The sequence below is a fragment of the Streptomyces sp. BI87 genome, assembly GCF_025957665.1.
Taxonomy (GTDB): Bacteria; Actinomycetota; Actinomycetes; order Streptomycetales; family Streptomycetaceae; genus Streptomyces; species Streptomyces albidoflavus.
The window spans coordinates 1,688,569-1,705,774 of sequence record NZ_CP110079.1 but is presented as its reverse complement, the minus strand read 5'-3'; the positions used below and the strand labels follow the sequence as shown (position 1 = coordinate 1,705,774).

At 74.0% G+C, this 17,206-nt stretch carries 14 protein-coding genes and 2 pseudogenes; 7 read left to right on the top strand and 9 right to left on the bottom strand.

What is annotated here, in order from left to right; translation table 11 throughout:
* The first annotated feature begins 157 nt into the window (after positions 1-157).
* The 5 genes from OIM89_RS07280 to OIM89_RS07260 all read left to right on the top strand — a co-directional run bounded on the left by OIM89_RS07280 (position 158) and on the right by OIM89_RS07260 (position 5,534).
* Positions 158-1,375 carry a L,D-transpeptidase gene (locus OIM89_RS07280; RefSeq protein ID WP_175457313.1) on the top strand — a complete coding sequence of 406 codons (1,218 nt, stop codon included), beginning with the start codon at positions 158-160 and terminating at the stop codon, positions 1,373-1,375.
* Positions 1,376-1,573: 198 nt separating this feature from the next.
* Positions 1,574-2,830 carry a L,D-transpeptidase gene (locus OIM89_RS07275; RefSeq protein WP_051727172.1) on the top strand — a complete coding sequence of 419 codons (1,257 nt, stop codon included), beginning with the start codon at positions 1,574-1,576 and terminating at the stop codon, positions 2,828-2,830.
* A 103-nt stretch (positions 2,831-2,933) separates the two neighbouring features.
* Positions 2,934-3,701 (top strand): enoyl-CoA hydratase/isomerase family protein, encoded by a 768-nt coding sequence (locus OIM89_RS07270; RefSeq protein ID WP_030697554.1) that lies wholly within the window; start codon positions 2,934-2,936, stop codon positions 3,699-3,701.
* Between the two features lie 347 nt (positions 3,702-4,048).
* Positions 4,049-4,507 (top strand): ATP-binding protein, encoded by a 459-nt coding sequence (locus OIM89_RS07265; protein ID WP_037665324.1) that lies wholly within the window; start codon positions 4,049-4,051, stop codon positions 4,505-4,507.
* Positions 4,508-4,910: 403 nt separating this feature from the next.
* Positions 4,911-5,534, top strand: a complete 624-nt coding sequence (locus OIM89_RS07260) for an ADP-ribosyltransferase (protein ID WP_030697552.1) — start codon at positions 4,911-4,913, stop codon at positions 5,532-5,534.
* A 93-nt stretch (positions 5,535-5,627) separates the two neighbouring features.
* Here the strand turns inward: OIM89_RS07260 and OIM89_RS07255 are convergent, their stop codons facing one another.
* Positions 5,628-6,320, bottom strand: a complete 693-nt coding sequence (locus tag OIM89_RS07255) for a GNAT family N-acetyltransferase (RefSeq protein WP_264491082.1) — start codon at positions 6,318-6,320, stop codon at positions 5,628-5,630.
* 49 nt (positions 6,321-6,369) lie between these two features.
* The gene (locus OIM89_RS07250; RefSeq protein WP_030697551.1) at positions 6,370-6,924 is read right to left on the bottom strand and encodes a glycoside hydrolase family 25 protein; all 555 of its coding nucleotides are present in this window, start codon (positions 6,922-6,924) and stop codon (positions 6,370-6,372) included.
* Between the two features lie 222 nt (positions 6,925-7,146).
* On the opposite strand from OIM89_RS07250, the gene OIM89_RS07245 reads away from it, so the two are divergent.
* Entirely contained in the window at positions 7,147-7,848 is a 702-nt protein-coding gene (locus OIM89_RS07245; RefSeq protein WP_257380997.1) for an NADPH-dependent F420 reductase, read from the top strand.
* Positions 7,849-7,914: 66 nt separating this feature from the next.
* On the opposite strand, the pseudogene OIM89_RS07240 reads toward OIM89_RS07245, so the two are convergent.
* Positions 7,915-8,477, bottom strand: a pseudogene (locus tag OIM89_RS07240) (histidine phosphatase family protein).
* A 306-nt stretch (positions 8,478-8,783) separates the two neighbouring features.
* Between OIM89_RS07240 and OIM89_RS07235 the strand changes: the two are divergent.
* Positions 8,784-8,989: pseudogene (locus OIM89_RS07235) on the top strand (CbtB-domain containing protein); the annotation flags it as partial.
* A gap of 400 nt (positions 8,990-9,389) precedes the next feature.
* Here the strand turns inward: OIM89_RS07235 and OIM89_RS07225 are convergent.
* From OIM89_RS07225 to OIM89_RS07200, 6 genes are all read right to left on the bottom strand, one after another.
* Positions 9,390-9,809, bottom strand: coding sequence for an Asp23/Gls24 family envelope stress response protein (locus OIM89_RS07225; RefSeq protein ID WP_047467141.1), 420 nt, complete (start codon positions 9,807-9,809; stop codon positions 9,390-9,392).
* Positions 9,810-9,975: 166 nt separating this feature from the next.
* Positions 9,976-10,923 carry a carbon-nitrogen hydrolase family protein gene (locus tag OIM89_RS07220; RefSeq protein WP_030697548.1) on the bottom strand — a complete coding sequence of 316 codons (948 nt, stop codon included), beginning with the start codon at positions 10,921-10,923 and terminating at the stop codon, positions 9,976-9,978.
* Positions 10,920-11,915, bottom strand: coding sequence for a LysR family transcriptional regulator (locus OIM89_RS07215; RefSeq protein ID WP_047467140.1), 996 nt, complete (start codon positions 11,913-11,915; stop codon positions 10,920-10,922). The genes OIM89_RS07220 and OIM89_RS07215 overlap by 4 nt, the downstream gene beginning before the upstream one ends.
* A 1-nt stretch (position 11,916) precedes the next feature.
* Entirely contained in the window at positions 11,917-13,029 is a 1,113-nt protein-coding gene (locus tag OIM89_RS07210; RefSeq protein WP_030697546.1) for a phenylacetaldoxime dehydratase family protein, read from the bottom strand.
* A complete protein-coding gene (locus OIM89_RS07205; protein ID WP_047467137.1) occupies positions 13,026-14,411 on the bottom strand; it encodes an MFS transporter in 1,386 nt (461 codons plus the stop codon). Before OIM89_RS07205 ends, OIM89_RS07210 begins: the two co-directional genes overlap by 4 nt.
* A 225-nt stretch (positions 14,412-14,636) precedes the next feature.
* On the bottom strand, positions 14,637-17,183 hold the full coding sequence (locus tag OIM89_RS07200) for a DUF4118 domain-containing protein (protein ID WP_264491081.1): 2,547 nt from the start codon (positions 17,181-17,183) through the stop codon (positions 14,637-14,639).
* Between the last annotated feature and the right edge of the window lie 23 nt (positions 17,184-17,206).

The window sequence follows — 17,206 nt, the reverse complement described above, 5'->3', positions numbered from 1 at the left end:
GGACCGGCACGGCACCGACGGGTCCCGGCCGCCGCCCGTACCCGGTCCTGTTCCTCTGTTACTGCCCAGGCCGGAGCCTGTGTACTGCCACTGGGCCGAAGTGGCGACGCGCACCGGGGTGACGTTTCCCCACGCGAGGCCCGTCGTTGCATCCGTCATGAAGAACGACAGAGCGCGCGTGCGGCGCGCAGCGGCGGTGGCGGTGGCGGTGCTGGCCCTGGTGGCGGGCCTCGCCGGGTGCGGGGCGGGGGACGGTCCGGGCGACGACCCGGCGGGCGGGGGCGGCCCCGGCGGGCCGGTGCGGATCAGCATCACGCCTTCGGACGGCAGCGTGGAGGTCGGCCCCGACCGGCGGCTGGAGGTGCGGGTGGAGCGGGGGCGGCTGGAGTCGGTGAAGGTGGTCCGGGTGCGGGACGCGCGCGAGGAGCCGGTCCCCGGCGAGTTGTCGGGCGACGGGCGGCGGTGGCGGCCGGTGGACGGGGCGCTGGCGCTGGCCGCCAAGTACACCGTGGACGCCGTCGCCTCGGACGGCGAGCGCCGGGCGGCCCGGCACGCCTCCTTCACCACGGTGGTGCCCCAGGAGCGGTTCATCGGCTACGTGACGCCGGAGAACCGCGCCACGGTCGGCACCGGCATGATCGTCTCGCTGGAGTTCAGCCGGGAGATCACCGACCGGGCGGCGGTGGAGCGCGCGGTGCGGGTCACCGCCGAACCCGAGGTGCCGGTCGCCGGCCACTGGTTCGGCCGCGACCGGCTCGACTTCCGGCCGGAGAGGTACTGGCGCCCCGGCACCGAGGTCACCGTCGACCTCGCGCTGCGCGACGTGGAGGGCGCGCCCGGGGTCTTCGGCCTCCAGCGGAAGGCGTTCACCTTCACCGTGGGCCGCAGTCAGGTCTCCACGGTCGACGCGGCCGCGCACACCATGCGGGTGGTCCGCGAGGGCGAGGAGCCGGCGGTGGTGCCGGTCACCGCCGGGGCGCCGGGCACCCCCACGTACAACGGCAAGATGGTGGTGACCGAGATGCTCGACGTCACCCGCATGGACGGCTCCACCGTCGGCTTCGGCGGCGAGTACGACATCCCGGACGTGCCGCACGCGATCCGCCTCAGCCGCTCGGGCACCTTCCTGCACGGCAACTACTGGGCCGACACCTCGGTCTTCGGCCACGGCAACGTCAGCCACGGCTGCATCGGGCTGCGCGACGTCAAGGGCGGCGGGCGCGCCACCCCGGCCCGCTGGTTCTACGACCGGAGCCTGATCGGGGACGTGGTGGAGGTGGTCAACTCCGACGACCGGACCGTGGCGCCCGACAACGGGCTGGGTGGCTGGAACCTCGACTGGCGTGCGTGGCGGGCCGGTTCGGCACTCCGCTGACCTTCGCACGGCCCCCCGGACACGCCCTCCCGCCAGTTGGGACCGAACGGTGACATCCCCCCGGGGTCACCCCCCTGAGCTGTGTGGTTATCTAACCGGTGCCGCCCCCGTGACCGATCCGGGAGCGGCGCTGGGCGGGCGCGGATCAGGCGCCACGGGTGCGGGCCTGGGGGCAGGCCGTGCGAGGGGAGACAGACTGTGAACGGGCGACCGATATCGGGGGCGTCGGTTGGCGTGCGCGCCAGACGTACGCGGGGCGCGACGAGCCTCGTGCTGGGGGCGATGCTGGTGGCGCTGACCGCCTGCGGCTCCGGCGGGGACGGCGCGGCGGAGGACGGCAAGGGGGGCGGGGGCAAGCCGGCGGCCGTGGACAAGGCGGCCCCCTCGAAGGCGGTCGTGTCGATCGCGCCGAAGGACGGCGCCAAGTCGGTGGCGACCAGCGGGGAGCTGAAGGTCACCGCCGAGCAGGGCAAGCTCTCCTCGGTGAAGGTCTCCGACACCAAGGGGAACGAGATCGAGGGCACCGTCGCCAAGGACGGCGCCTCCTGGAAGCCGGCCCACCACCTGGCCGCCGCCACCGAGTACCGGGTGCACGCGGTGGCGAAGGACAGTGAGGGCCGGGAGTCCGCCAAGGACCAGACCTTCACCACGCTGGTCCCGGAGAACACCTTCGTCGGGCACTTCACCCCGGAGGACGGCTCCAAGGTCGGCGTCGGCATGCCGGTCTCGCTCCGCTTCACCCGCGGCATCACCGCGCCGGAGGCGGTCGAGCGGGCGGTCACCGTCACCGCCGAGCCGAAGGTCGAGATCCGCTCGCAGTGGTACGGCAACGACCGGCTCGACTTCCGGCCCGAGGAGTACTGGGAGCCGGGCACCAAGGTCACCGTCAAGCTCAACCTGGACGGCGTCGAGGGACGCCCCGGGGTCTACGGCGAGCAGGCCAAGGAGGTCTCCTTCACCATCGGCCGCTCGCAGGTCTCCACCGTCGACGCCAAGAAGAAGACGATGAAGGTCGAGCGGGACGGCAAGCTCCTCAAGACCATCCCGATCACCGCGGGCGCCCCCGGCACCACCACCTACAACGGCCAGATGGTCATCACCGAGAAGCACGAGGTCACCCGCATGAACGGGGAGACCGTCGGCTTCGGCGGCGAGTACGACATCAAGGACGTGCCGCACGCGATGCGCCTGTCGACCTCGGGCACCTTCATCCACGGCAACTACTGGTCAGGCGGCGCCTTCGGCAACTACAACGCCAGCCACGGCTGCGTCGGCCTGCGCGACACCCGCGGCGGCTGGGACAAGAAGGCCCCCGGCGCCTGGTTCTACGACAACTCGATGATCGGCGACGTGGTCGTGGTCAAGAACTCCGACGACAAGAAGATCCAGTGGTGGAACGGGCTCAACGCCTGGAACCTCGACTGGAAGAAGTGGAACCCGCAGCCCAAGGGCTGACCCTCCACCGCGCACGCGGGCCCCGGCCGGGACCAGGCCGGGGCCCGCGTGCGTGCCCGGGGGCCCGGCCGGGGCCGGCGGGGCGGCCGATAGCCTGCCCGCCATGACTGTGCATCTCGACGTCGCCGACGGCATCGGCACCATCCGGCTCGACCGCCCCCCGATGAACGCCCTGGACGTCGCCGTCCAGGACCGCCTCAAGGCCCTCGCCGAGGAGGTGACCCACCGCGACGACGTGCGCGCCGTGATCCTCTACGGCGGCGAGAAGGTCTTCGCGGCCGGGGCCGACATCAAGGAGATGCGGGAGATGGACCACGCGGCGATGGTCGCGCGCTCCCGCGGCCTCCAGGAGGCGTTCACCGCCATCGCCCGCATCCCCAAGCCGGTCGTCGCGGCGGTCACGGGGTACGCCCTGGGCGGCGGCTGCGAACTGGCGCTCTGCGCCGACTACCGGATCGCCGCCGACAACGCCAAGTTCGGCCAGCCCGAGATCCTGCTCGGCCTGATCCCCGGCGCCGGCGGCACCCAGCGGCTGCCCCGCCTGATCGGCCCGTCCAAGGCGAAGGACCTCATCTTCACCGGCCGCCAGGTCCGCGCCGACGAGGCCGAGCGGATCGGCCTCGCCGACCAGGTGGTCCCGGCCGCCGAGGTGTACGAGGCGGCCCGTGCCTGGGCCGCGCGGCTCGCGAAGGGCCCCGCCATCGCGCTGCGCGCCGCCAAGGAGGCGGTGGACGCCGGTCTGGAGACCGACATCGACACCGGGCTCACCGTCGAACGCACCTGGTTCGCCGGGCTGTTCGCCACCGAGGACCGGGAGCGCGGGATGCGCAGCTTCGTCGAGGACGGCCCCGGCAAGGCCCAGTTCCTCTGACCCCTCCCCGGACCGGCCGGGGTCATGTCAACTCGCCCGAAGAGGCGTGGAGTTGACCGCCCCAAGAGTGAACCGCACCCCCGAGGCCCCCGTTCGGGGGTGCGGGCCCGGCCGCCGCCCACCACGTACATGACCTCCGGTGACTGCTCCCGGACGGTGCGTAAGTACAGGTCAGCCCGCACTTCGCCACCCTTGCTGTGCCGACGGCATATGTCCGGAGCCGACAGGGCCCCTCCCAAGAGGGGGGTCCTATTCCTCGGGAACGGGCCCGAACGGCCCTACCGGCCGCCATCATGGTGCGCATGGCGGGGTTGGAGGGCATCGAGCAGCCGCAGCGACGAGGCGGCATGGTCGCGGACCGGCGAGGGCCGGCCGTGGAGGACGAGCAGGCGCGCGAGGCGCTCCTGCGGTACGGGAGTCCGGCCGACGGTGAGGTGTTCATCCCCTCGCAGGCGGACGCCGCGCGCAGCGTCCGGCGGCTCACCCGGCTCGTCGTCGTCCATCAGTGGGGGCTGAGCCCCCAGCTGAGCGAGGTGGCCGTGCTGCTCGCCTCGGAACTGGTCTCCAACGCCGTCCTGCACACCGGCGCCAGCCGCTTCGGCCTGCGCATCACCCGCACCCGCGGCCGGATCAAGGTCGAGTTACGCGACCCCTCGCGCGGCCTGCCCTGCATGCTGCCGGTCCGGCCCACCGACATCGGCGGCCGCGGCCTCTTCCTGGTCGACAAGCTCTCCGACCGCTGGGGCGCCGACCTGCTGCCCATCGGCAAGTACGTCTGGTTCGAGCTGCGCGTCATCGACCGCTGAACCGGCCGGGTCCGCCCGGCCCCGGATACGCAGAAACCCCCTGTCGCCTTCGGTGGGGCGCTGCGGGGGTTTCTGGGAACGCCGCAGACAAAGGGGTGTGGTCCGCGACGTCGAGGACAGCCTCGCCCGGGTCAATGGGGGCCGTGTCCCCGACTATGGCAGAGAGGTGTCCTCGCGGCCAAAAGGCCGAAGAGGGCAAAGAGGGTCAATTCGGGGCGCCGATCCGAAAATCTATGGTGAGGTCGGCCACGCGCCGCAGGAAAGGCAGGCGTGAGGCGGGAAAACCTGCCGATTGACATGATCGGGACGGGCGGCCGCCGCCGGCGTCAGCTTCGCGCCCGCGACACACCACCATCAGGTGACGGTCCGCTCCCCGGGCCGCGCCGTCCCCGATCGTGCCCGCGTGATCATGACCCGTCTGCGCCGCCGTGCCGCCGCGCTCACCCTTTCCCTGTCCGCGCTGCTCGCCGCCCCGGCCGTCTCCGCCGCCGAGCCCGCGGCCCCCGCCGCCGCCCCGGCCGCGCCCCGCGCCGCCGCCGCGAACTGCCCGGCCGTCGAGGACCCGCTGACGGCCGCCGCCGACCCCCGGGTGGACGCGGGCCGCATCACCCCCGAGCCGGCCTTCCGCGACAACTGCTCCCAGCTCTACCGCGCCGACGGCCGCCCGCCCGCCGTCATCTTCGACGAGGGCTTCCTGCCGAAGGACACCGTGAACGGCCAGTACGACCTGGAGGCGTACGTCCTCGTCAACCAGCCCTCCCCGTACGTCTCGACCACGTACGACCACGACCTGTACAAGCAGTGGAAGAGCGACTGGAACTACTACATCGACGCGCCCGGCGGCATCGACGTGAACCGCACCATCGGCGACACCCACCGGTGGGCCGAGCAGCGCGAGGTGGCCTTCGCGGGCGGCATCCGCAGCGAGTTCATCGTCGGCGCCTGTCCGATCGACCGCACCGCCAAGCAGGAGATCATGTCCGAGTGCGTCGACAACCCCGAGTACCGGCCGTGGCGCCGCCGCTGACGCGCGAGGTGCGGTGAGGGTCGCCCGGAACTGCTGGTTCCGGGCGACCTCGTGCGTGCGGGGGTGGTCCGGCGGACGGGGCAGCGCCACCGCTCAGTCCGCGACGAGCAGCGCCTCCGCCGTGACGGGGCGGTGGCCGGCTGCCTGGAAGGCGCGGATGCTGCGGGTGTTGCCGGCCGCCTGCTGGGCCCACACCACGTCGCCGTCCGGGACCAGGTGGCGGGCGGCGAGGGCCAGCTGGCGGCCGAGGCCCGCGTGGCGCGCCTCCTCCGCGACCTCCAGTCCGATCTCCCAGCGGCCGGCCGGGCCCCGGCCGAGAACCAGGACGCCGGTGGAGTCGGGCGTCGTCCAGGCGCGTACGTCCTGGCGGCGCCCGCAGGCCGAGGCGATGCGGGGGTGGTCCGAGTCGTCCGCCGGGTGGAGGGGGAGCGGGGGCGGGCCGGGCAGCCGGGGGGCGGCCGTGAGCAGGTCGATCGTGTCGACGTGGCGGCCGGTGCGGCGGGCCAGCTCCGCGAGGAAGAACGGGTTCATCGAGGCGGCGAGCGGGTCCGCGTCCACCTCGTGCAGGGTGCGCAGCACCCGGGCCGGGTCCTCGTCGAGGAAGATCACCGAGTGGGCGGTGAACGCCCAGACCCCGGCGTGCCGGGCGTCCGGCTGCGCCAGGACCGTCGTACCGCCGTCGGCCGGCGGGAAGAGGCCGCGGGCGGCGGCGCGCAGTACCGCGCCCGGTGCCGCCGCCCCGCGCTCCTCGCCCCACCACGGCCTCGTCCGGTCCGTCGCCCGCATGCGCGCCCCCTCGTTGCTGTTCCGGGGCACGCAACCTACCGGGCCGGGGTCAGCCCCGGCGCGCCCAGGCCGTCAGCTCCTCGCGGTCGCCGAAGTCGGCGACGTTCTGGTCGAGCGGGGTGTCCGTGTACTGGTGGATGCACCAGTCGGCCTTGATGCGGGGCTTGCCCTTGGTGACGTAGTCGGCGATCCACAGGCCGTCGCCCGCGTAGGAGGTGGTGTCGCGGTTGAGCCAGAAGTCGCGGTTGCAGTAGAGCAGGACACGGTGGTCCGGGCGGAGCCGCTTGATCTCGCGGAGGAAGGCGTCCTTCTCCTTGCCGGTGGCGGCGGTGCCCTCGCCGGTGCGCTCCCAGTCCAGGGCGAGCAGGTCGCCCTCGCGCTCCTCGGTCTTGGAGAGGAAATACTCCGCCTGCGCCTCGATGTTGCCCGGCCAGAGGAAGTGGTAGAAGCCGACGGTGCATCCGGCGTCGCGGGCCCGCTTGGTCTGGTCGGCCAGTTGCGGGCTGACGTAGGACCGGCCCTCGGTCGCCTTGATGAAGACGAAGTCGACCCCGTCGGTCTCGAACGACTTCTGGTGGGAGCTGATGTCGATGCCGTGCAGCACGGTCCCTGCCTCCTGTGGTCGCCGGTGCGCTCTCGTCCCCACGGCCTACCCGGGAAGGTTCCGCCGACGCCCCCGCGCCGCCCTGGAGCGCCCGATGCGCCGCTCACGCCCCTCCAAAGAGTGATGCGGGGTGAGGAATGCGGAGAAGGACGGGAATAGCTGGTCGGCGTTGTCCTGTTGAGGGCCTGTCAGGAGCCCCCGCCGGGGGCCGCCGGACGCGCCGTGCGGGCGTCCGCCCACCGCAGCACCGTCGGAAGGTCTGACATGAGGATCGGCATCATCGGAGCGGGCAACATCGGCGGCAACCTCACCCGCCGCCTCACCGCTCTCGGCCACCAGGTGACCGTCGCGAACTCCCGCTCGCCCGAGACGCTCAGCGCCCTCACCGAGGAGACCGGCGCCACCGCCGCCGAGGCGGCCCACGCGGCCGACGGCGCCGAGCTGGTCATCGTCACCGTCCCGCTGAAGAACGTCCCCGACCTGCCCAAGGGCTTCCTCGAAGGCGCGGTGCCCGGCGCCGTCGTCATCGACACCAACAACTACTACCCGCAGCAGCGGGACGGCCGGATCGACGCCATCGAGGACGGCCTGCCCGAGAGCCGCTGGGTCTCCGCCCAGATCGGCCACCCGGTGGTCAAGGCGTTCAACGGCACCTACGCCCAGGACCTCCTGGACCGCCCCACCGCGCCCGGCACCCCGCACCGCCACGCCCTGCCCGTCGCCGGCGACGACCCGGCGGCCAAGCAGGTCGTCCGGGACCTCATCGACGCCCTCGGCTTCGACACCGTCGACACCGGAACCCTCGACGACTCCTGGCGCCAGCAGCCCGGCACCCCGGTCTACGGCAGCCGGGGTGACGCCGAGGAGGTCCGCCGCCTGCTGGACGCGGCCCAGCCGGAGCGCCCGGCCGAGTTCCGCGCCTGACCCGGGGGTTCAGCCCTCGCCGCGTACCGCTCCGGCCGGGGCGGGGGGCGGGCCGGTGGCCAGGTTTCAGCGGCCCGGGCGGCCGGTGAGGGTGGTCAGGGTCAGCGGGCCCGTGTCCAGGCGCCAGAAGGCGGCGGGCGGCAGGGCCAGGGCGTGGGTGACGGCGGCGCGGACGACGGCCGGTTCCACCACGGCGAGGAGGCGGACCACGCCCCGGGCCGGGGGCGCGGTCCCGCCGTCGCCCGCGCCCGCCTCCGGCCAGGCGCCGCCCCGGTCCAGCAGCCCGCGCAGGCTCTCCCCGCCGGCTCTCCCCGCCGTGCGGGGCGGCCTCGGGGTCGCTCGCCCAGGCGGCCACCGCCTCCGGCTCGGCCGCCGCCTCGTCCATCCGGCGCCCGGACCAGCGGCCCGACTCCCAGCCTGCGGGCGCCACTTCGAGTGCCAGGATCGCGGAGGCTCAACTCCCGGGCGGTGGCGCGGCAGCGGGCCGAGGCTCCGGCGGCATACCGGTCGGCGGCGGGCAGGTGCGGGGCGGCCGTGCGGGCGGCGTGGGCGCCGGACGGGTCGAGCGGGGTGTCGCCGTCGAAGCGGGCCTCGCGCAGGGCGGGGTTGAGGGCGGGGGAAACCAGCATCACCCGCAAGGGCGGCGTCGTCACCGTCAGTGCTCCCGTCCGGCGTCCCGGTCGTGCGCGCGGGGGCGCCCGCCACCCTCAGTTGGTCATGAGCACCACATCGCGCCTGTCCAGAGGGGTCCAGAGGGTGAGTGGCCGTAGCGGTGGGGGGGGCGGCGGTACGGTCCCCTCGTTCGTGGACGGGGTGGACGGAAGCCGGTGGGAATCCGGCGCGGTCGCTGTGTACCCGCGAGACGCGGGAAGTCAGACCCGCCCCCGGTCGTCCGAGGCACCACGATCGGGAGGCGTGTTCCCGCAGGAGCTGTCATGGCGCAATCAGTCGCCCCGCCGACGCGGGCATACCCGCGCTCACCCCTCTCTGCCTGAAGGCCATCGCCCCGTGGGCGGTCTTCATCGGCCTCCTCGCCCTGGTCCTGCTCTACTCCGTCGGCGCCGAACAGGGCGCCGCCGCCCTTGTCTCCGGCGAAGGCATCCACGAGTGGGTCCACGACGGACGCCACCTTCTCGGCTTCCGACGAGCAGGGCGGCGAGACCGGCCGCGAGGCCCGCGAGCATGCCGCCGACCAGCAGGGCGCGGACCGAGAGGGTGTTCATGGGTTCCGGTTCCCCTCTTCGCCCAGTGGCAGGGTGCTGTGGCAGTTCCGCCTCGCCACCCTCGCCGTGCAGGCCGTCCTGTGGGCCGTCTTCGGCCTGGTCTTCGGGGCGCTGGCCGCGCGGCTGCTCACCCCGGGGCCGCGCGGCCGGCGCCCCGCGGAGACCGTGGCGGCCTGGCCCCGGCAGGGGCACGCACGACAGCGGGGTCCCGCCGGGCCGACGCCCGGCAGGGACCCCGCCGTGTGTGCCGTCCGCTCCACCGCCGTACCCGTCGTGCGCGGGCCCGGCGGACCGAGGGGGCCCGGTGGCCCGGCCCGGTCACTGGACGCGGGAGGGGGACCGCTCCTCGTCCTCGTCCTCCTCGCCCTCGATGTGCACGTCGTCCACGGCGATGTTGACCTCGACGACCTCCAGCGCCGTCATCTGCCCGATGGCCTGGGCGACGTTGGAGCGGATCTGGCGGGCCACGTCGGAGATCGACTCGCCGTACTCGACGACGATGTCCAGGTCGACGGCGGCCTGCTTCTCGCCCACCTCGACCTTGACGCCCCTGGTGGGGTCGCTGCTGCTGGAGACCCGGTCGCGCACGGCTCCCAGCGCGCGTTTCATGCCGCCGCCCATCGCGTAGACCCCGGAGGTCTCCCGGGCGGCGATACCGGCGATCGTGGCCACCACCGAGTCGGCAATGGTGGTCCTGCCCTTGACGGGACCGTTGCGGTCCGCACCGTTCTCGGCCATACGGCTGTCCTCACTAGCGCTCGCGCGGTCACGCTCCACCCGCCGACCCGTCGGCGACGGATCGGCCGCGATGTCGCGAAAGCGGCCTTCTGCGCGCTTCCCTCCCAGTCTGCGACAGGGTGGAGCGGCCCGCCATTCGAGTGAGCGGCGGGCCGGTCCTCGCAGGTCAGACCAGGGTGGGCCCGGCGGTCCCGCTCCCGTACGCGACCGGGCGCTTGGAGGCCGTGTCCACGGACAGGGAGAAGATGTCCGGCCGGGCGTAGTGGCCGGTGACGTCCATGTCCAGGCTCTGCCGGACGATCTCCGCGCGGTCGATCTCGGCGTACAGCAGGGTCTCCTCGCCCCAGACCGGGCCCGCCACGACCTCTCCGCGCGGGGAGACCACCGCTGAGCCGCCGCGCATCAGCACGTCGTCCGGCTCGGTGGCGAAGAGGGCGGCGTAGTCGTCCGGGTAGTCGGAGCGGCGCATCACCTGGCAGGCCGTCACCACCCAGCAGCGGCCCTCCAGCGCGATGTGGCGCATGGTCGGCAGCCAGGTCTCGCGGTCGTCGGCGGTCGGCGCGCAGTACACCTCGACGCCCTGCCCGTACATCGCCGCCCGCAGCAGCGGCATGTAGTTCTCCCAGCAGATGACGCTGCCCAGCGCCCCGGCCGGCGAGTCGACCACCGGCAGCGTCGAGCCGTCGCCGAACCCCCAGATCAGCCGCTCGGCGCCGGTCGGCATCACCTTGCGGTGGTGCCCGGCGAGGCGGCCCTGCGCGTCGATCATGACGACCGTGCAGTACAGGGTGCGCCCGGCCCGCTCGATGACGCCCATCACCACGAAGACGCCCTGTTCCCGGGCGGCCTCCGCGACCGCCGCCAGCTCCGGCCCGTCCAGCTCGACCGCCGCCTCCCAGGAGCGCAGGAACTCGTCCCGCCCCTCCTCGGTCCGCCGCCCCACCGGCGAGCCGAACGACAGCGCCTTCGGGTACGTCCCGAGGAACGCCTCCGGGAAGACGATCACCTCGGCCCCCTCGGCGGCGGCCTCGGCGAGCGCGGCGACGGCCTTGCGGACGGTCGCCGCGGCGTCGAAGGCGACCGAGCCGAGCTGGGCGACGGCGATTCTGGTCATACGGGGTCTCCGTTCATCGAGGGCGCCCCGTCCCAGGGCGCGGGGGAGTCGGTGCCGCCGGGCGGCGGCATCAGGGTGCGGGCCAGTTCGCCCAGGGTCTCGACCAGCCACCGCACCCGGGGGTCGCCGGAGCTGCTGCGGTGCCAGAGCGCGGAGACGGTGAACCGGGGCAGGGTGATGGGCGGTTCGCAGACCTGGAGGCCGAAGCGGGCGCCGAGGACCTCGGCGGCGTGCCGGGGCATCGTCGCCACCGAGGCCGTCCCGGCCAGCAGCAGCGGCGCCATGGCGAAGTGGGCCGTCGAGGCGACCCGGCGCCGGGTCAGGTTCTCGGCGTCCAGCACGTCGTCGACGACGCCGCGGGTGCCGTCAGCCGAGATCATCACGTGCGGCAGGGCGAGGTAGGCGGCCCGGGTGAGCGGGTCCGGGCTGCCGACCGCCACCGGGTCGTAGAGGCAGGCGTACCCCGACTCGAAGAGGGTGCGGCTGCGGATGTCCGGGCCCCAGGCGGCCGAGGCGGCGACGCCGACCTGGGCGCCGCCGGAGTCCAGCAGGTCGGCGACGGTCATCCGGTTGGCCTGGAGGCAGAAGACCGAGGAGCCCGGGCTCGCCGCCGTCACCCTCGCGATCAGCTCCGGCAGCAGCAGCGCCTCCAGGTCGTCGGACATGCCGAGCCGGAAGACGGCGGCGTCCCGCGCCGGGTCGAACTCCGGCTCGCCGGCGATCGCCACCTTCAGGCTGTCCAGGCCCTGGCGGACGGGGCCTTGCAGGCTCCGCGCCCGCGCGGTCGGCGCCATCCCGCCGGGGGCGCGGACGAAGAGCGGGTCGCCGAAGAGCTTCCGCAGCCGCCCGAGCGCCGCGCTCACCGCCGCCTGCGACATGTGCAGCTGCTCGGCGGTCCGGGTCACGTTCCGTTCCCGCAGCAGCACCGCGAGCACGACCAGCAGGTTCAGGTCGTACCCGCGCAGGTCGGTCACGGGATCGTCGGCGGCCACCTCAACCTCCGTACACGGCAGGGGAGTCGGCCGCCGGGTCGTCCGGCTCGACCGCCAGGACCGAGGTGGCGTACGGCAGGATGCCCGTCGCCGGATGGCAGTTGACGTAGGCGAAGGCGGCGGTGCGGGGCAGGACGAAGACCTCGTGCCAGGTGACGACGGTGCGGGCCTCGCCGTACTGCCGGTTCTTGGCGATGGCGTGCTCGTAGATCGCGGCGTGCGTGGCGTGCCCGGCCGCCCATCCCTCCAGTGAGGCGAGGGTGTGGAAGTGGCCGAGGACCGAGGTCTCCCGCAGGGGCCGCAGGGTCTCGCGGTCCAGGCTGGTCATCACCCGCAGCGACAGGGTGCCCTCGGCGTCGGCCGCCTCGCGCAGGTGGGCCATGCCCGCCATCAGCTTGGGCTCCAGCGCCTCGGTGTAGTCGGCCAGTTGCTCGCCCTCGGCGTTCTGCCAGTACTGGCCCGAGCGGATCACCGCCGTGTTGTGGCCGCACTCGGCGCGCAGCCGGCGGCCCTCGGAGGCGGCCGGGCGCGCCCTGCGGCGGTGCGGGCCCGCCGCCTCCAGAGGGTCGATCGCGGAGACCGGCAGCCGGTCGCGGGCGGCGCCGAAGTAGCCGTTCACCGTCATCGACTCGCGCCGGGTCCCCGGGCAGGCGGCGAGGCCGAAGGCGCGGCGCGGGTCGGAGTAGATCGTCTCCACCCGGTCCAGCGGCACCTGCACCACCTCGTGCCAGGCGCCGAACGGCACGGCTGCGGCGTCGAGTTCCGCGAACCAGCGCGGCAGCGGGGCCGTGGCGAGCCAGCGGGCGTGCGCGGTGGCGTCCCGCCAGTAGCCGAGGTGGACCAGGTTGTGGCGGCCCGCCTCGTCGGTGAAGGCGAGCAGTTCCCACGCCTCGGGGGCATCCGCGCCGTCCCGCCCGGTGTGGCAGGCGCGGACCCGCTCCAGGAACGGGCCGACGGCCGGGTCGTCGGGGCCGGCGCACTGGAGCGCCAGGTAGTCGCTGGTCACCAGGGAGAGCGGCGCGTCGAAACCGAGGGTCCAGCGGGGCGCCCGGGGCCGGTGGCCGGGGGGCCGCCGCTCGGGGACGGTGCGCGGGTAGTCGGGGGTCCAGCTCATCGCGTGGCGCCTTCCTGCTCGGTGCGGGCCGGGCCGCGCTCCCGGAACGGCGAGGTGACCGCGCCCAGGTCGATGCCCTTCGTCTCCCGGACGAGGGTGCCACCGAGGATCGCCAGCGAGGAGAGCACCCCGACCCAGATCCAGAAGCCCCAGCCGATGCCGGACTGGTCGAACCAGGTCATCAGGTACGGCGCGGTGCCGCCGAAGAGCGCCACCGAGACGGAGGTGGCGAAGGCGACCCCGGCGGCCCGGGTGTGGGTCGGGAACAGCTCGGAGATGAACGCCGGGTACATCGCCGCGCCCATCGCCCACACGCCCATGCCGACGGTCTGGGCGACGAAGAGCGTCCACGGGGCGTCGCTGATCAGCAGCGACAGCGGGTAGTAGAGGACGATCGCGGCGACGCCCATGGCGATGATCATCGGGCGGCGGCCGACCCGGTCGGAGAGCGCGCCCCAGCCGATCAGCATGACCAGCGCCACCGCCTGCGCCAGCAGACTGGCGACGAAGGCGCTCTGCGCGTCCATGCCGCGTGAGGAGATCGCGAACGACGGGGCGAAGGTGGCCCACACGTAGTACGCGCAGTTGTGGCCGCAGGCCAGCAGCACCACCAGCAGGCCGGTGCGGAACGCCTGGCCCTTCGACAGCTTCGGCCGCACCGCGTCCGGCTCCGTCTCGCCCTCGGTGAAGTGGCTGGTCTCCTCGGCGGTCTTGCGCAGCCACAGCACCAGCAGCCCGAGCACCGCGCCGAGGACGAACGCCGCCCGCCAGCCGTACGAGGCCATGCCGTCCTCGCCGAAGGCCGCGGTGCTCACCGCGCCCAGCGCCGTCGCCAGCATCACGCCGAGCGTCACCGCGAAGAAGACCGAACTGGACCAGAGCCCGCGGTGCTTCGGCGGCGCGATCTCCGACACGTAGGTGTACGAGACGCCGGACTCCCCGCCGTGCGCGAGCCCCTGCGCGAGGCGCGCCACCAGCAGCAGCACCGACGACCAGACGCCGATCTGCTCGTACCCGGGGACCAGGGCGATCATCAGGGAGGCGACGGACATGATCGTGATGGTGACGACCAGCACCGTCTTACGGCCCCGGGCGTCGGCGAGCCGGCCGAAGACCAGCCCGCCCAGCGGCCGGGCGAGGAAACCGACGGCGAAGACGGCCAGCGTCGACAGCAGCGCCGAGGAGCCGTCCGCCTTGTCGAAGAAGTGGGCGGCTATGTAGGTCGAGAAAATGGCGTAGAGGGTCCAGTCGAACCACTCCAGCACGTTGCCGGCGACGGCCGCCCGCAAGGAGCGGAACTGCCCGCCCCGGGGTCTCCAGTCGCTCTCGGCGCGGGTCGGGGTGTCGGCCTCGGCCGACGGCGAGGACGGGGAAACAGACACGCTGGCCTCCTGGCCCGGCGCCCTTCACGGGGTGCGCCGGGCACGGTCACGGGGTCGTGGGTGCACGGAAGAGGGGGGAGGCCGGCCGCGCCGCCGGGGGAGCGGCGGGGCCGGGAGCACGAACGTACGTTCCGTGGCGCGTTCAGGAAAACAAATACCGGTCATGTGCGACATCGATGGCATCGATAACGGCACAATCCGGTAAAGGGGCAGGTGGCGTGTATGTCAGTGAGGTTCCGGGGATCGCTGCGCGCGCTTCCCGGAACCCTCGCCGGCGTCGGCACGGGGGAGGCCGAGGACCATCGTCAGCCCGCCGCCCGGAGTGTCCTCGGCGGTGAGCGTGGCCCGGATCGCCTCGCTGAAGCCGCGCGCCACCGCCAGGCCGAGGCCGACCCCGGCGCCGCGCGGCGCGTCGCCCAGCCGCTGGAAGGGCTCGAAGATCTGCTCCTTCGACGCGTCGGGGACCCCGGGGCCCCGGTCCACCACGCGCAGCTCCACCCGGTCGCGCAGACCGCCGGCGGAGATCAGCACGGGCCGGTCCCCGGGGCTGTACTTGACCGCGTTCTCGACCAGGTTGGCGACCACCCGCTCCAGCAGCCCCCGGTCGACGGTGACCAGGGGCAGCGACTCGGGGATGTCCAGCACGACGCTGCCCCCGGGAACCCCGGCGAGCGCCCGGGGCACCACCTCGTCCAGGCCGGTCCCGCGCAGCAGCGGGACGACGGTGCCCGTGGTGAGGCGGGACATGTCCAGCAGGTTGCCGATCAGCGCGTCCAGCCGGTCGGCCCCGTCCTCGATCCCTTCGAGCAGGGCCCCGCGGTCCTCCGGCGACCACTCCACCTCGGCAGAACGCAGGGAACTGACCGACGCCTTGATCCCGGTGAGAGGGGTGCGCAGGTCGTGGCTGACGGCGGCCAGCAGCGCCGTGCGGAACCGCTCGCTCTCGGCGAGCCGGCGGGCCTCCCCGGCCTGGCCGACCAGGCGTTGCCGGTCCAGGGCGACGGCCGCCTGCGCGGCGAAGGCGCTCAGCACCCTGCGGTCCTCGGCGGGCAGCGCGCGACCGCTGAGCACCAGGGCCAGATCGTCGCCCACGGGGATGTCCACGGCGGCGTCCTCGGGGCGCCCGGGCGGCTCCTCCCCGGCCGCCGCCACGCAACTCCACGGGGCGCCGTCGCCGCCGCGTTCCAGCAGCGCGGCCGCGTCCATGGCGAAGGTCTCGCGGAGCCGTCTCAGCAGGGCGTCGAGGGAGTCCTCGCCGCGCAGGACGCTGCCCGCGAGGAACGAGAGGATCTCCGACTCGGCGCGCAGCCGGGCCGCCTGGTGGGTGCGGCGGGCGGCGAGGTCGACCACCGAGGCGACGGAGACGGCCACTCCCACGAAGATCACCAGGGCGACCACGTTCCTCGGGTCGGCGACGGCCGGCTCGCGCAGCGGCGGGGTGAAGAAGTAGTTGAGGAGGACGGAGCCGACGGCGGCCGAGGCGAGCGCGGGCAGCATCCCGCCGAGCAGGGCGGCGGCGACGGTGGTGGTGAGGAAGAGCAGCATGTCGTTGGCGAGCCCCACGTCGGGGAGGACACCGCCGAGCAGCAGGGTGAGCAGGAGCGGACCGCCGAGCCCCACACCCCACCCCCAGGCGACGCGGGCCCGGCCCAGCCGCGCACCCCGGGCGGCCGGCAGGCCCCGGCCCCGGGCGACGGCGTCGTGCGTGACGATGTGCACGTCGAGGTCGGGGCCCGAGTCCCGGGCGACGGTGGCGCTGACGCCGGGGCCCAGCAGGTACTGCCAGCTCCTGCGGCGGCTGGCACCCAGGACGACCTGGGTGGCGTCGGCGCCGCGGGCGAACTCCAGCAGCGCGGACGGCACGTCGTCCCCGATGACGTGGTGGAAGGTCCCGCCGACCTCCTCGACCAGGGCACGCTGCCGGGCCAGCTCCTGCGGCGAGGCCGCGCGCAGTCCCTCGCTCGCGGCGATGTGCACGGCCAGCACCTCGCCCCCGGCGCCCTTCTCCGCGAGCCGGGCGGCGCGGCGGATCAGCGTGCTCCCCTCGGGGCCGCCGGTCAGCCCGACGACGATGCGTTCGCGGGCCGGCCAGGTGGCCCGTATCCGGTGCTCCCCCCGGTACCGCCGCAGGTGCTCGTCGACCCGGTCCGCCGTCCACAGGAGGGCCAGTTCGCGCAGGGCGGTGAGGTTGCCGGGACGGAAGTAGTGGGCGAGGGCTGCGTCCAGCTTCTCCGGCTGGTAGATGTTGCCGTGCGCCATCCGGCGCCGCAGCGCCTGGGGCGCCATGTCGACCAGCTCGATCTGGTCGGCCCGGCGCACCACCTCGTCGGGGACCGTCTCCCGCTGACGGACGCCGGTGATCGACTCCACCACGTCGCCCAGCGAGGCGAGATGCTGGATGTTGACCGTCGAGACGACGTCGACCCCGGCCGCCAGCAGCTCCTCGACGTCCTGCCAGCGCTTGTCGTGGCGGGAGCCAGGGACGTTGGTGTGGGCGAGCTCGTCCACGAGGACGACGGCCGGGGCCCGTTCCAGGACCGCGTCGACGTCCATCTCCGTGAAGCTGCCGCCCCGGTACGCGCGGGTGCGGCGCGGGACCACCTCCAGCCCGCGCAGCAGCGCCTCGGTCCGCGGCCGCCGGTGGTGTTCGACGAGGCCGACGACCACGTCGGTGCCGCGCTCCGCCCTGCGGTGGGCCTCCGAGAGCATCGCGTACGTCTTGCCGACGCCCGGGGCCGCGCCCAGGTAGATCCGCAGCTTTCCGCGTGCCATGCCGGTTCTTCCGTTCTTTTCCG

Bases quoted from the DNA above. Each gene is read 5' to 3' on its own strand.
- OIM89_RS07255 (WP_264491082.1), bottom strand. From the start codon at position 6,320: ATGCGGGCGACGGACCGGACGAGGCCGTGGTGGGGCGAGGAGCGCGGG.
- OIM89_RS07270 (WP_030697554.1), top strand. From the start codon at position 2,934: ATGACTGTGCATCTCGACGTCGCCGACGGCATCGGCACCATCCGGCTC.
- OIM89_RS07200 (WP_264491081.1), bottom strand. From the start codon at position 17,183: ATGGCACGCGGAAAGCTGCGGATCTACCTGGGCGCGGCCCCGGGCGTC.
- OIM89_RS07265 (WP_037665324.1), top strand. From the start codon at position 4,049: ATGGTCGCGGACCGGCGAGGGCCGGCCGTGGAGGACGAGCAGGCGCGC.
- OIM89_RS07210 (WP_030697546.1), bottom strand. From the start codon at position 13,029: ATGAGCTGGACCCCCGACTACCCGCGCACCGTCCCCGAGCGGCGGCCC.
- OIM89_RS07225 (WP_047467141.1), bottom strand. From the start codon at position 9,809: ATGGCCGAGAACGGTGCGGACCGCAACGGTCCCGTCAAGGGCAGGACC.
- OIM89_RS07280 (WP_175457313.1), top strand. From the start codon at position 158: ATGAAGAACGACAGAGCGCGCGTGCGGCGCGCAGCGGCGGTGGCGGTG.
- OIM89_RS07220 (WP_030697548.1), bottom strand. From the start codon at position 10,923: ATGACCAGAATCGCCGTCGCCCAGCTCGGCTCGGTCGCCTTCGACGCC.